13 protein-coding genes are annotated in these 13,761 nt (G+C 64.1%); 7 read left to right on the top strand and 6 right to left on the bottom strand.

The window, feature by feature from the left end; all coding sequences use genetic code 11:
- The 4 genes from ACJWXQ_RS01235 to prmC form a co-directional block, all read right to left on the bottom strand.
- The coding region (locus tag ACJWXQ_RS01235; protein WP_406671982.1) for a vWA domain-containing protein at positions 1–1,321 on the bottom strand (1,321 nt) is incomplete at its 3' end.
- A gap of 182 nt (positions 1,322–1,503) precedes the next feature.
- On the bottom strand, positions 1,504–2,004 hold the full coding sequence (locus ACJWXQ_RS01240; RefSeq protein ID WP_346051088.1) for a YiiD C-terminal domain-containing protein: 501 nt from the start codon (positions 2,002–2,004) through the stop codon (positions 1,504–1,506).
- 31 nt (positions 2,005–2,035) lie between these two features.
- A complete protein-coding gene (locus ACJWXQ_RS01245) occupies positions 2,036–2,776 on the bottom strand; it encodes a HesA/MoeB/ThiF family protein (protein ID WP_346051087.1) in 741 nt (246 codons plus the stop codon).
- A 352-nt stretch (positions 2,777–3,128) separates the two neighbouring features.
- The gene (gene prmC / locus ACJWXQ_RS01250) at positions 3,129–4,007 is read right to left on the bottom strand and encodes a peptide chain release factor N(5)-glutamine methyltransferase (RefSeq protein ID WP_406671983.1); all 879 of its coding nucleotides are present in this window, start codon (positions 4,005–4,007) and stop codon (positions 3,129–3,131) included.
- 141 nt (positions 4,008–4,148) lie between these two features.
- Between prmC and ACJWXQ_RS01255 the strand changes: the two genes are divergently transcribed.
- The 4 genes from ACJWXQ_RS01255 to ACJWXQ_RS01270 are packed head-to-tail and all read left to right on the top strand — an operon-like array spanning position 4,149 to position 7,842.
- Positions 4,149–5,522 (top strand): pyridoxal-phosphate dependent enzyme, encoded by a 1,374-nt coding sequence (locus tag ACJWXQ_RS01255; RefSeq protein ID WP_346051085.1) that lies wholly within the window; start codon positions 4,149–4,151, stop codon positions 5,520–5,522.
- A 10-nt stretch (positions 5,523–5,532) separates the two neighbouring features.
- The gene (locus ACJWXQ_RS01260; RefSeq protein ID WP_406671984.1) at positions 5,533–6,705 is read left to right on the top strand and encodes a cystathionine gamma-synthase; all 1,173 of its coding nucleotides are present in this window, start codon (positions 5,533–5,535) and stop codon (positions 6,703–6,705) included.
- Positions 6,706–6,745: 40 nt separating this feature from the next.
- A complete protein-coding gene (locus tag ACJWXQ_RS01265; RefSeq protein WP_346051083.1) occupies positions 6,746–7,243 on the top strand; it encodes an SseB family protein in 498 nt (165 codons plus the stop codon).
- Between the two features lie 14 nt (positions 7,244–7,257).
- A complete protein-coding gene (locus ACJWXQ_RS01270) occupies positions 7,258–7,842 on the top strand; it encodes a 2OG-Fe(II) oxygenase (protein ID WP_346051082.1) in 585 nt (194 codons plus the stop codon).
- Between the two features lie 153 nt (positions 7,843–7,995).
- Here the strand turns inward: ACJWXQ_RS01270 and prfA are convergent, their stop codons facing one another.
- Together prfA and hemA are read right to left on the bottom strand one after the other, a co-directional pair.
- Positions 7,996–9,078 (bottom strand): peptide chain release factor 1, encoded by a 1,083-nt coding sequence (gene prfA, locus ACJWXQ_RS01275; RefSeq protein WP_346051081.1) that lies wholly within the window; start codon positions 9,076–9,078, stop codon positions 7,996–7,998.
- Positions 9,075–10,346 (bottom strand): glutamyl-tRNA reductase, encoded by a 1,272-nt coding sequence (gene hemA, locus ACJWXQ_RS01280; RefSeq protein WP_406671985.1) that lies wholly within the window; start codon positions 10,344–10,346, stop codon positions 9,075–9,077. The genes prfA and hemA overlap by 4 nt, the downstream gene beginning before the upstream one ends.
- 111 nt (positions 10,347–10,457) lie before the next feature.
- Between hemA and ACJWXQ_RS01285 the strand changes: the two genes are divergently transcribed.
- The 3 genes from ACJWXQ_RS01285 to ispE are packed head-to-tail and all read left to right on the top strand — an operon-like array spanning position 10,458 to position 13,664.
- Complete coding sequence (locus ACJWXQ_RS01285) at positions 10,458–12,113, top strand: tetratricopeptide repeat protein (protein WP_346051079.1); 1,656 nt, start codon at positions 10,458–10,460, stop codon at positions 12,111–12,113.
- The gene (lolB, locus tag ACJWXQ_RS01290) at positions 12,089–12,802 is read left to right on the top strand and encodes a lipoprotein insertase outer membrane protein LolB (RefSeq protein ID WP_346051078.1); all 714 of its coding nucleotides are present in this window, start codon (positions 12,089–12,091) and stop codon (positions 12,800–12,802) included. Before ACJWXQ_RS01285 ends, lolB begins: the two co-directional genes overlap by 25 nt.
- Positions 12,795–13,664 carry a 4-(cytidine 5'-diphospho)-2-C-methyl-D-erythritol kinase gene (gene ispE, locus ACJWXQ_RS01295; protein ID WP_346051077.1) on the top strand — a complete coding sequence of 290 codons (870 nt, stop codon included), beginning with the start codon at positions 12,795–12,797 and terminating at the stop codon, positions 13,662–13,664. Before lolB ends, ispE begins: the two co-directional genes overlap by 8 nt.
- Positions 13,665–13,761 lie beyond the last annotated feature (97 nt).

The following is a 13,761-nucleotide window of genomic DNA, read 5'->3' on the forward strand; positions in this document are numbered from 1 at the left end:
AGTCACCGCCGGTGTCGTAACCCAGATCCTTCAGGTTCTGTTCAGCGTTACCGGACACCGCCAGGCCCACAGCCAGAACCGGGATCCCCATGCTGTTGGCGCGGTCGATGACTTCCTGCTTGTTCTTGGTTGAGCTGTTATCGCCGCCATCCCCCATGGTGACCAGGATCTTGCGGTCATTCGCCGCTGTCTCCAGCACGTCCAGACCAGCATCAACGGCATCATAAAGTGCCGTCATCCCGCCCCAGCTGTAGGAGTTGGTGATCTGGAAGTCGGGAGTCTCCGCGTGGGGATCATCCGCGATGGTGTCGGCATCCTGGTTGGCTCCCCAGATGGTGGAGTGAGGATTGAACGCATCGCTGATCATGCGCAGGGGTTCCTCATCCTGGGTGAAACCGGAGCTGCTGAAGCTGTAGTCCACCGGATCCTGCTGAGCATCTTCCAGCGTCCAGTTGGCCTCAATCCAGTCATCATTAATCAGGTCCACGCGACCATCAAAGATGGTGAAGCTGACCTCATCACCGCCGCCCCGGATATTCAGGAATTCATGGGTGGCGAGGGTGGTGAGCTGGAAACGGTCAAAGCTCTCACCGGTGTCCTCGTCAGTGTAGGCCCACTGGTACATGGAGCCACTGGCATCCAGCACCACGCCGACCGAGGCGGCTTCCTGGGTGGCGGCACTGCTGGTCAGGTCGCCGATGGAGACCTGGGTCTGGTTCACCAGGGCTTCCACTGTGCGGGCCGGGAGGCCGATGACGGCCATGCCACGCTGATCGTCAACCACGGTGAAGGCTACACGCCCATCGCTTTGGACCTGCATGGAGCCAATACGGTAGTTCCAGTTGGAGGGGATGGTGGACCCAATTCCAGAGCCCCCTGCGCGGAAATTGGCAACTTCCGCTTCCACCGGATGGAACCCATCTCGGGTGGCTCGAACCATGACGGCCTCGGAGGGCGGGTCGGCATTGAACTGACCGCATTCGTCGGTGGTCACCGTATCACCCACGACCACGTCGCTGCTGTCCAGGAATTCCACGGTGGCATCGGCCAGGGCTTCGTAGCCACCAGGAACATCTGGGCAGTTGGCACTGGCGTTCAGGATGGTACCGCCTGCGGTGGGCCGAAGCGCCGCCGGGTGACCGGCCATTTGGTTCAGGATCGCACCATTGTCGTCGTCGCCGTCGGCGGTCCCCACGGGAACCACGATCTGGCCCTCAACCTGGTCTGGGCTAGCGCTATCATCTGAGTCGCTGCTGAAACAGCCGCTGAGCGCGAAACTGCCTGCAATGGCAACAGTGGTCAATATATGTCTATTCATCATCTGTACTCCTCCCTGTTTCCCTCCGCGAGAAACATGTTGTCTGTTATGCGGATCCTTGGATCACGTACTGCCGCGTCCACCGCAGCACTACACCAACGGAGTGTAGGGACGTGGTGTGGCAATGTCTCTCCCCCAAACGGGGGATAAGAAGGGGGCCCGGGAGGAGGGTGTCTGCGTCGGGGCTACTTCCTGGCGCGAATGGCAACAAAAACGCCGCGGAACTCGGCGCAGGTCCGGCCGGCGCTTTCCACTCGGGCCTGGAGTTCGATGGCGGATTTGCTGCGACGCTGGATGCCCCGCAGGAACTGGGTGACCAGGCCTACATTGGGGGTCTCGCAGACCGCCACCAGATCATCCTTGGCCGGTTCCAGGTAGCGCATGCTGCTGTCGCGAATCACCAGGCTGACATCGGGCTGGTCCCTCAGCAGCACCCACAGAAGACCCCAGGCAGCCAGCGTGCCAAGGCCGTGGAGGCTGCCGCCGAAGGCGGTGCCGATGTGGTTGCTGTTGGGCGCCAGTGGTGCCGCGATACGTACCGCCTCACGGTCAATTCGATTGACGCTCACATTCATATGCTGGAGCAGCGGAATGCAATCGAGCAGATAGCGCTGAAGGGCCTCGACGCTGTCTTCCCTTTCCAGAAGCTGCAAGGGGTCGCTTGTTTCCGCAATTGACTCACTCATACCGGATCTCCAGCGCCAGGTGATTGTCAGGTCAGTTTCGCCGGCCACAGACCGGGCAGAGGGGATCCCGGGCAAAGCGGGTCTCTCGCCAGCGGCCAGAATGGGCATCATAGCGTAACAGGCGGTCCTGCAAAGCCTCACCGCGCCCGGTGAGCAGCTTGATGGCCTCGACCGCCTGCATGGCACCAATCACACCCACCAGAGGGCCCAGCACCCCGTTGCTGGCGCAGTCCCCCATGTCATCGTCAGCGGCAGCCTCGTCAAAGAGGCAGGCATAGCAGCCACCATGGCGGCTGTCGAAGACCGCCACCTGGCCCTGCCAGCGAATCGCGGCCCCGGAAACCAAAGGCCTTCCATGGCGAACAGCGGCGCGATTGACCGCGAAGCGGGTGGGGAAATTGTCACTGCCGTCGAGGATGACATCCACTTCTGGCAGCAGCCTGTCCAGGTTGGCATCGTCCAGCCGCTCACGCTCACAGTCGATCGCCACCGCCGGGTTCAGGGCCAGCAGGCGGTCACGGGCTGCCTGCGCCTTGTCATGACCCACCTGGGTGCTATCGAACAGGATCTGGCGTTGCAGGTTGGCGGTGTCGACACTATCGAAATCGGCCAGAATCAGCCGGCCGATCCCGGCGGCGGCCAGATAGGCGGCAGATGGATTGCTCAGGCCACCCATGCCGACGATCAGGGCGGTGGAGCGGCCCAGTTCGCTCTGGGCGTCCTCGCCGAATTCCGGCAGTGACAGATGTCGGGCATAGCGAAGTCGGTCCATCCGCTTCTCCGGGGCCAATGCGTGGGCGACTATTTTACATGGCAAAAAAAGCGGGGCCCGTGCGGGCCCCGTTGGGGTAGTTGCTTGGTGGCATCCTTGCCGTCGCTCGCCTGTCGGAAGGGCGGCCGGGTAGCCCCGGCTTCTTGTTGCCGCCTGCTTGGGGACTGTTGGCGGCAGCCGGATCCGGGTGAGGGGGAGTCACGATGTATCCGGCGGGTCCGGATCGTTGCCGGACTTGAGTTCAAGTCTATACCAGCTTTGTACAAAAGCAAGTGAATATTAGCGAATGTGCGCATAAATAATTGCATTGCCCAGATAGCTTTTTGCTATCATTTGGCAGCATTTCGCGCGGCTAGCCGGTATCGCCTCCCCGGCGGGCAGTGGATATCCGTTCCCGGCCGGCCAGATCGCGGTGGGTCGCGATCTCGATCAGACCGGCTGCATCCAGCAGCGCCCGCACGGCCGGTCCCTGGTCATGACCGTGCTCCAGCATCAGTCGGCCGTTGGGGGTCAGCTGGGCCGGGGCCTCGCGGATGATCCGGCGCAGGTCATCCAGGCCATCATCGCCCGCGGCCAGGGCGGTGCGGGGTTCGTGGGGCAGATCGCCCTGCGCCAGGTGAGGGTCCTGTTCGGGAATATAGGGCGGATTGGAAACGATCAGGTCGAAACGCTCCCCCGTAACTGGCTCGAACCAGTCGCCTTCCAGCAGGCGGAGCTTCAGGCCCAGCCGCTGGGCATTATCCCGGGCCACGCTGAGGGCCGCCGCGCTCTCATCACTGGCGCTGACCGACCATGCGGGGCGTTCGTCAGCCAGGCACAGGGCAATGGCACCGCTGCCGGTGCCCAGATCCAGTGCGCGTACTCCCCCGGCCGGCATCAGATCAAGAGCCAGATCCACCAGCAACTCGGTCTCCGGGCGGGGAATCAGGGTATTGGCATCGACCCGCAGGCTGAGTTGCCGGAAATCACGCCAGCCCAGCAGGTGGGCAATCGGTTCATGCCGGGCCCGTCGCCGGACCCAGGCGAGATAGCGCTCGGCCTCCGCCGCTGTCAGCTGTCGCTCCGGGAAGGCCATGATCTGGGCATCGCCCAGGCCGCTGGCATGGCGCAGCAGCAGGCGGGCCTCGCGACGGGGATCGGGGGTCGTGCCCTGGAGCAGGGTCTTGCCCCGACTGAGCAGCTCGCTGATGGTGGCCGTTTGAGACCTGCTGTCTGGGGGTATTTCTCGCATCCCCACATTGTACGCAAGCTGGCGAGGCAAAGCTCCTGGCCATGCCGTACAATATGCGCCTTTGCGACTGGCGGTTGGCCTGGGCCAATGCACCCCCTTGGCCTGCAACCGCTGTTTTCCTGTTCGCCTGCGGGAGGCTGCATGCAGATTTATCGCAATGCGCTCGAGATGATCGGGCGCACGCCCATGGTGGAACTGACGCGGCTGGATACCGGCCCCTGTCGTCTGTTCGCCAAGCTGGAACTGAACAACCCGGCCCATTCGGTCAAGGACCGGATCGCCCGGACCATGATCGAAGAGGCGGAGAAGCGGGGCGATCTCAAGCCCGGTGACACCATTGTCGAAGGTACCGCCGGCAACACCGGTCTTGGCCTTGCCCTGGTGGCTCGCCAGAAGGGCTATCCCCTGGTGCTGGTGATTCCTGACAAGATGAGCCCGGAGAAGATCGCCAGTTGCCGGGCCATGGGAGCCGAAGTCATCCTGACCCGCTCGGATGTGGCCAAGGGCCACCCGGAGTATTACCAGGATCTGGCCCTCCGTGTTGCCGAAGAGCGCAATGCCTATTTCATCAACCAGTTCGGCAATCCGGATAATGCCCTGGCCCACGAGCGCACCACCGCGCCGGAAATTTATGAACAGCTGGACGGCAAGGTAGATGCGGTGGTCATCGGGGTTGGCAGTTCCGGCACGGTGACTGGTTTGGGTCGCTGGTTTCGGGAGCATGCGCCGGAGGTGGAATTGATCGTCGCCGACCCCGAGGGTTCGGTGCTGACTCGCTACATCAATGAAGGGGAACTGGGTGAAGCCGGTTCCTGGCTGGTGGAGGGCATCGGCGAGGATTTCATCCCGGATGTGGCCGACCTCAGCTTCGTCAAGAAGGCCTATGCCGTTCCCGACCGGGAGGCCTTTCTTACCGCCCGCCGCCTGCTCTCCGAGGAAGGCATCATGGCAGGCTCCTCCAGCGGAACCCTGCTGGCCGCGGCTCTCCGTTACTGCCGCGAGCAGAGTGAGCCCAAGAATGTGGTGACCCTGGCCTGTGACACCGGGAATCGTTACATTTCCCGCCTCTACAACGACTTCTGGATGTGGGAGCAGGGCTTCATCGAGCGCCCCGCCCACGGCGACCTCCGGGACCTGATCAGCCGGCCCCATGAAGACCGGGCGACGGTGGCGGTATCCCGTCAGGACACGGTGGCCACCGCCCACAAGCGGATGCGCGATAACGGCTTCTCCCAACTACCGGTCGTGGAGGGTGACCGGCTGTTGGGCGGGGTCAACGAGGGCGATCTGATCCATGCGGTCAGGGGCTCGGAAAAGGGTTTCGACAGCCTGGTGGGCGAGATCATGAATCCCAGCTTCCCCACCGTGGAAGTGGATCTGCCCATGGTCCAGTTGGCTGAACGCCTGGAAATCGACACCGCACTGGCGGTGGTGCGCGACTCACACTTCCTCGGCATGGTGACCCGCAGTGATCTGCTGGGTTACCTGCGCCGGGGCAATGTCATTGAAGAGTAAGGAAAGCGATATGTCGGACAAGAAGCGTCACGGTCTGGCCACGCGGGGAATCCATGCCGGTCAGCGGCCGGATCCCAGCACCGGCGCCATCATGACCCCCATCTACGCCAGCTCCACCTACGTGCAGTCCAGCCCGGGGGAGCACCAGGGCTATGAGTACTCCCGTACCCAGAACCCCACCCGCAGCGCCTATGAGGCCTGCGTGGCCGATCTGGAGGAAGGCAGCCACGGCTTCGCCTTTGCCTCGGGCATGGCGGCCACCGGCACCATCCTGGAGCTTCTGGACGCGGGCAGCCATGTGATCTGCATGGACGATCTCTACGGCGGTACCTATCGCCTGTTCGAGAACGTCCGCAAGCGCTCCGCCAATCTGGATTTCAGCTTTGTGGACATGCGCGATCCATCCGCAGTGGAAGCCGCCATTCGTCCCGAGACCCGCATGATCTGGGTGGAGACCCCCACCAATCCGGTGCTCAAGCTGGTGGACCTGGAGGCCATCGCGGAGATCGGTCGTCGCCACAAGCTGCTGACTGTCGCCGACAACACCTTCGCCACGCCCTGTGTACAGCAGCCGCTGACCCAGGGTTTCGACATGGTGATGCACTCGGCCACAAAGTATCTCAACGGTCATTCCGACATGGTCGGGGGTGTGGTCGTGGTGGGCGATAACCAGGATCTGGCCGATCAGCTGGCCTACCTGCAGAACTCCGTGGGTGCCGTCAGTGGCCCCTTTGGCAGCTTCCTCGCCCTGCGCGGGCTCAAGACCCTGGCCCTGCGCATGGAACGCCACTGCCAGAGTGCGCTGGAACTGGCCCAGTGGCTGGAAGCCCGGCCGGAGGTGGAAAAGGTCGCCTATCCGGGGTTGGAGAGCCATCCCCAGCACGAACTGGCCCGGCGTCAGATGAAGGGCTTTGGCGGCATGATTACCATCTGGCTCAAGGGCGGCCTGGATCAGGCGCGCAGCTTTCTGGAAAATACCGAGCTGTTTTCCCTGGCCGAGAGCCTGGGCGGGGTGGAAAGTCTGATCGAGCACCCGGCCATCATGACCCACGCCTCCGTCCCCCGGGACAAGCGCGAGGCACTGGGTATCAGCGATACCCTGATTCGTCTTTCGGTGGGTATTGAGGATCTGGACGACCTCAAGGCCGACCTGGAACATGCCCTGTCGGCGATCAAGGCGTAGGGCGTTTAAATCTCACTTTCATTTAGGGGAGCAAGAGATAATGTCGGAGCAAGAAAAGGCAGCCGGGCAGGAGGATTTTGAAGCCCGCAATGAACTGGAATTCCTGATTCAGGCCGGCCGTGACGGCAAGGTCTCCCTGGGCACCATCTTCCAGTGCCTGTTGCGCTCGCCGCTGTACATGGTCATGAACCAGCCGGTCCAGCCGGGCGACCGCCTTAACGACGTCCAGGGCCTGATGGTCACGGACAAGGAAGGCGGCCAGTTGCTGACCGTGTTCACCGCCGAGGAACGCACCGAGGACTTCTGCCGCAAGCAGGAGGGTTTCGAGCATCCCACGCGATTCCCGGCCCCCATCCTGCTGGACAATATGCGCGATGACATGGGCCTGGTGATCAACCCGGGATTGACCGTTGGCATTCAGGTGACCGCCAAGGGTGTGCGCTCTCTCAAGCGCGAGTTCGGCCAGGGCTGGCTGCAGAACATTCCCGCGCCGGAAGCCGATGAAGGCCAGGGCGGTAGCGAGCCGCAAAGCCACTGAGCGGGCTGGCGCCCATGAAGTCGCTGGTGGACGCCCTGGCCGGTCCCGGCTGGGGCGTCATCGATGACTTTCTCCCGGCGGAGACGGTTGCCCGTCTGCGCCGGACCCTCTACCGGCGTCAGAAGCGCGGCAGTTTCCGTGATGCCGCCGTGGGCCGTGCCGCCGGCCGTGCCCGGGTCAAGGCCATCCGCGGCGACCGACTCTGCTGGCTCGACCCCAGCCGGGCACGGGGCAGCGAGGCGGTCTGGTTCGAGCAACTCTCGGCCCTGCGCGAGACCCTCAACCGCGAGCTTTATCTGGGCATTCGCGGCTGGGAAGGCCACTACGCGCTCTATCCCCCCGGCGCCCGCTACGGCCGCCACATTGACCGCTTCCGAGACGACGACGCCCGCGTCGTCTCCACCGTCTTCTACCTCAATCCCCGCTGGCGCTCCGAATACGGCGGCCAGCTCCGCCTCTACCCTGATGCCGCCGACCCGGTGGACATCTTCCCCGCCCCCGGCCGCCTGGTCATTTTCCTGAGCGACAGCCTGCCCCACGAAGTCATCACCACCCAGCGGGATAGATTGTCCTTGGTGGGGTGGTTTAGGAGGGATTAGGGAGCGGCGAGCTCCGAGCTTCGAGCAGCGAGCTGGCCTTGCACGCGACAATGCCGTGCCGCTTCGGAAACGCCGTGGATTGCGTGTGGCTTGAATACGCGAGGCTCTGCAGGAAACAGTAGGCCTCGCAGCCGGCGCGGCCAGCTCGCCGCTCTACCCAGTCATCTCCGCCAGCCGGTCCGCGTGATCTTCCTGCATCAAGGCCTCCAGAACCGGATCCAGCTCGCCTTCGAGAATGCCGTCGAGCTGGTGGAGGGTGAGGTTGATGCGGTGGTCGGTGACGCGGCCCTGGGGGAAGTTGTAGGTGCGGATGCGTTCGGAGCGGTCGCCGCTGCCGACGAGCTTGCGCCGGGTTTCGGATTCGCTCTGGCGCTGTTCCTGTTCCCGGGCGGCTTCCAGTTTGGCTTTCAGCAGGGATAGGGCGCGGGCCCGGTTCTTGTGCTGGGAGCGTTCGTCCTGGCATTCCACCACGATGCCGCTGGGCAAGTGGGTGATCCGGACCGCGGAGTCGGTCTTGTTGACGTGCTGGCCACCGGCCCCGGCGGCCCGGAAGGTGTCCACCCGCAGGTCATTGCTGTTGATTTCCACGCTGGTGTCCACTTCGATTTCCGGGATTACCGCCACGGTACAGGCGGAGGTGTGGATCCGGCCCTGGGATTCGGTCTTGGGGACCCGCTGGACCCGGTGGGCGCCGGACTCGAACTTGAGATGGGCATAGGCCTCGCTCCCCACCACCCGGCTGATGATTTCCCGGTAGCCGCCGACTTCACCCGGGCTTTCGCTCAGGATCTCCACCGTCCAGCCCTTGGTTTCGGCATAGCGGCAGTACATCCGGAACAGGTCGCCGGCGAACAGGGCGGCTTCGTCGCCGCCGGTGCCGGCGCGGATTTCCAGGAACAGATTGCTGTCGTCGTGGGGGTCGCGCGGGACCATCAATGACAGCAATTCCTCTTCCAGTCGCGTCTGCTCCGACTCCCCCGCGGCCAGCTCCTCGGCGCCCATTTCCCGCACCGCCGGGTCCGGGTCGGCGGCCATTTCCCGGGCGTCGGCCAGATCCGCTTCCTGCTGGCGGTATTGGCGGAAGGCCGTCATCACCGGCTCCAGTCGGGCATATTCCTGCGACAGGCGACGGAAATCATCCGGGTTGCTGGCCGCATCCGGTTCGGCCATCAGGCCGGCCAGTTCCTGGAATCGCTCTTCCAGTTGTTCGAGCTTGTGGCGGATATTGTCCTTCATTCTTCTTTCTCGTCTCCCTCGCCCAGGTCGAATAACTGTCTTGCCGTGTCCAGGGTGTCCCGGTCTCCCTGTTCCCCCGCCTCCCTCAAGGCCACGGTGGGTTCGTGAAGCAGGCGATTGGTCAGGGTATGGGCCATGTATTCGAGAACATCCTCGGGCCGGCGTCCGGCGGCCAGCATGCGCTGCGCCTGACGCAGGGTTTGTTCGCGCTGATCGAAGGCCCGCTCGCGCAGTCGGCGGATGGCCGGGACCGCGTCCAGACTACTGAGGGTGGCGGCCAGATGGCTGGCCCTGGCATCGACGATTTCCAGGGCGCGTGCGGCCGCCTGTTCCCGCGAGGCCAGGTTTTCGCGAATGGTCTGCTGCAGATCATCGATGGTATACAGGAAGACATCACTGAGATCTGCCACCGACGCCTCAATGTCGCGGGGCACGGCGATGTCCACCATCAGCACCGGCTTGTGGCGGCGCTGACGGAAGGCGGTCTTGACCATCTCCCGGGTGAGGATGGGCTCGCGACTAGCGGTGGAGGCGATGATGATGTCTGCCTCCACCAGATGGCTCGGCAGCCGGTCGAGGCTGCTGGCCTGGGCCTTGACCTCATCCGCAAGCCGATGGGCCCGGTCCACGCTGCGGTTGGCGATGATCATGCGGCCGATGCCACGGCGGTTGAGGTGCTGGGCGGCCAGTTCGATGGTCTCGCCGGCACCCAGCAGCAGGGCGGTGTGGTTCTCGAATTCGGCGAAGATCTGGCGGGCCAGATCCACGGCGGCATAAGCAACCGAGACCGGGTTCTGGCCAATGCCGGTATCGGTGCGGACCTGTTTGGCCACCGAGAAACTGCCCTGAAAGAGCTGGTGCAGCACGCGCTTGGCGGTGCCGGCCTCCAGGGCGGCTTCGTAGGCCTGTTTCATTTGCCCGAGGATCTGGGGCTCGCCCAGCACCATGGAGTCCAGCCCGCAGGCGACGCGCATGGCATGTCGCACCGCCTCCTCGTCGACGAACTCATAGACCGCGCGCTGGATGGCCTCCTGATCTGTGTTCGGGTGATGATTGAGCCATTGCCGCAGGGCCGTCTCACCGTCCTCGTCCAGGCTGCCGTAGATTTCGGTGCGGTTGCAGGTGGACAGCACGGCCACTTCCCGGACCCCGGGCAGGGATTCCAGGTCACGCAGGGCCGCGCACAGCTCGTCGCCGGAAAAACTCAGTTGCTCCCTGAGTTCCAGCGGGGCCGTGTTATGGTTTATTCCTAGGGCGATCAGCGGCATGTAGGGTGGCGTTAGGGATGCTGGCTGGATTGGTGAACAGACCCCGACGGGAACCTGAGTCGACGGCCGTGGTCGGCCGAAGAACAATGCTCATTGGCTAAGCCGGGAGTCATGACAAAAAATCATTATACATCAGTCCTCCTGCTTGCCTTGCTCTGGCTGGCAGCGTGTGCCGGCATGACGCCCGAGCGGGAAGATGAGCAGGCTGCCCAGAGCGAACACATCCTGCTGGCCGAGATCGCCCGTTCCCGGGGGGAGCCCGAGCTGGCGTCGGATTTCTATGCCCGTGCCCTCAAGCCCCGTGCCTCACTGGCCCTGACCCGGGAAGCCAGCACTTATGCCCTGCGCGTCGAAGCCTGGCCACAGGCTCTGGAAATGGCCCAGCTCTGGAAGGCGCGGGACCCGGACAATCCAGCCGCGGACTGGGCGCTGGGTATGGCCGCCCTGCAGGCTGGGGAATTGGCCCAGGCCCGGGACGCCTTTCGGCGCTGGCTAATAGAGGCGAGCGAAGCGGACTGGCGCTATCTGGGCGGGGAGTTGCAATCACTGCCGCGGCGCTGGCGTGCCTGGCAGTTGATGGAGCCCCTCTCGCGAGAACACGACAGTGCGCCCGCGCTGCTCGCGGGCGCGCGCATGGCCATGAGCCTTCACCGCCTTGAGGATGCGCAACGGCTGAGTCAGCGGGCCCTGGTCCGTGACCCGGATGACCCCGAGGCCTGGTGGCTCAAGCGTCGTGTCCGCGCCCAGGCGGGGGATGCGGCGGCGGTGACCGAGGCCTGGCTGGCCCTGGCGGATTGGCGGGATGCCGGCGCCATTCTGGAAATGGCGACATTGCTGTGGGAATCCGGGGATCTGCCCGCCGCTGCCGATCTGCTGCGCGGAGCCCTGGAGGACAACCCCGGACTGTCCGCCTTCGATTATGCCCTGGCCCTGGTACTGAGCGAGCAGGGTCAGTATGAGGAGGCCCTGGAACGGTTTTCGCGATTGGCGGCTCGCGGTTTCCGTCTTCGCGAAACCTGGTTTCGAATGGCCGTGGTGAATGAGCGGGCAGGCAAGCGTGAAGCTGCCTTGCGGCTTTATGATCGGGTGCTGTCCGGCGACGATCATGTGGAGGCTCGCGCTCGGGCCATTGCCCTGTTGCTGGAACTGGGTCGAGAGGGCGAGGCGGATGAACGCATTGAGCTGAGTCGCTATCAGTTGGGAGACTATCGCCACCAGTTCCGCGTTACCCTCGGCAGCCTGCTGTTGGCCCGGGGCTGGCAGTCACGGGGTGTTGCCCTGTGCGAAGCGGCGCAGGCGGCCCGAGCCTGGGATGCCGATGCCCACTATCGCTGCGCTCTGGGCCGCCTGGAGGCTGAGCCGGGTTCGACCGTGGCGGTGGAATGGCTTCGCAAGGCCCATCGTCTCTGGCCGGAGGAGCCGCTGGTGCTGAACGCCCTGGGCTACAGCCTGGCCGATCAGGACCGGGATTTGCGTGAGGCCCGTCGTCTTATTCGACAGGCACTCAGGCGTAGCCCGGACAGTGGCGCCATACTCGACAGCAAGGGCTGGGTGGAGTATCGCCTGGGTAATCATCAGGCGGCGGCGCGCTGGCTGGAGCAGGCCTGGGAGCGCTTGCAGGTCGCCGAGGTCGCGGCCCACAAGGTAGCCGTGAAGTGGGCGCTGGGACAGAGGGAAGAGGCGCGAAGCCTGTATGAGACGGCCCGCGAGCGCTGGCCCGACGAGGAGATACTGGAAAAGACATGGCAGCAATTGCAAAAAGACTGAAGGGCGGTCTGGGGCTGCTGGCACTGGCGCTGATGGTTGCCGCCTGTGCCCCTTTTGCGCCCGCCCCGGAGGAGCCACCGGACTATATGGCCTGGGAGGCGCACCAGCGTGACCTCGCCATGCTGCAGGCCTGGTCGCTGGATGGTCGGGTTGCCCTGCGCACGCCTGATGATGCCTGGAGTGCCTCCCTAAGATGGTCCCAGTGGGTGGATTACATGGATTTTCGTCTGCGCGGTACCTTCGGGATCGGCGCCACCCGGGTTCGGGGCGATCCCGGCTGGGTGGTGATTGAGAACAGCCGGGGCGAGACCTGGCAGACCGCCGAGCCCGAGCGCGAGCTCGCCCTGCAGACCGGCTGGCAGGTGCCTTTGGGCATGTTGCGCTGGTGGATCATTGGCTTGCCCTATCCGGATGAGGAACCGGCCTACCTGGCAGTGAATGGGGGCGGCCAATTGAGCGAGCTGCATCAGGGCGGCTGGACCATTGAATACGATCGCTATGAGACGGTGGATGGTTTGGCGCTGCCCGGGCGGATCACGGTGGACAACGAGCTCGAGGGGGTGACGCTGCGCCTGCGGGTCAGTGAATGGGTTCTGGGCGATCGAACCGGGGGGCCCGACTTTGCCGGTGTGGACTCTCAGCAGGGCGCTTGGGCAGTCATTCCAGGGCAGGACCAGCCCGATGAGTGATCCGGTCCACGAGGATGCACAAGCCTGGCCGGCACCCGCCAAGCTGAACCTTTTCATCCATGTGCTGGGTCGGCGGGATGACGGCTATCACGACATCCAGACCCTGTTTCAGTTTCTGGACTTCGGCGACCGACTGACTTTTCATCGGCGCGACGATGGGGAAATGCAGCTCAGTGGTGACCTGGCCGAGGTGCCTGTGGACGAGAACCTGGTGATGCGAGCCGCCCAGGCCTTGCGCAGTCGAGTCGGCCGGGATGATCTGCCCGGCGTGGATATTCAACTTGAGAAGCGGATTCCCGCACAGGGCGGATTGGGCGGTGGCAGCTCGGATGCCGCCACCACCCTGCATGCCCTCAATCGATTGTGGTCCTTGAAACTGAGTGAGGAGGAGCTGGCCGAGATCGGCCTTGGCCTGGGCTCGGATGTGCCTGTTTTCGTTCACGGCCAAGCGGCCTGGGCCGAGGGGCGAGGCGAACGTCTGACGGCCGTGGCCGATCTGCCGGAACCCTGTTTTCTGGTGGTCAAGCCTGACTGTGCCGTGTCCACTGGCGAGATCTACAATGCCGAGGAATTGATCCGGGACAGTGCGGTCATCCAGTTGCAGGATTATCTGCGACAGGGCGGACGCAATGATTTTCAGCCGGTGGTGGCGGCCCGCTACCCGGCAGTGGCGGAAGCCCTGCGCTGGCTGGCGCCCTATGGCAATCCCCGTCTGACCGGGACGGGGGCCTGTGTGTTTCTCGCCCTCGACGACGCTGCTCTGGCCAATGAATTGCTTCGGCATCTGCCCGAGAACTGGCAGGGATTCTACGCCCGAGCCTGCAATCAGTCGCCCTTGCGGGAGCGCCTGGGGGCCGACTGAGTCAGACGGGGTACAATTGCGGCGAGGTCGCTGCTATAATGCCGCGCTCATTCAGGTTGCCGAGTTCATCGGCTGACCTGGAAAAGATGATTGGGGC

The sequence above is a fragment of the Natronospira sp. genome, from assembly GCF_007134575.1.
Classification (GTDB): Bacteria; Pseudomonadota; Gammaproteobacteria; order Natronospirales; family Natronospiraceae; genus Natronospira; species Natronospira elongata.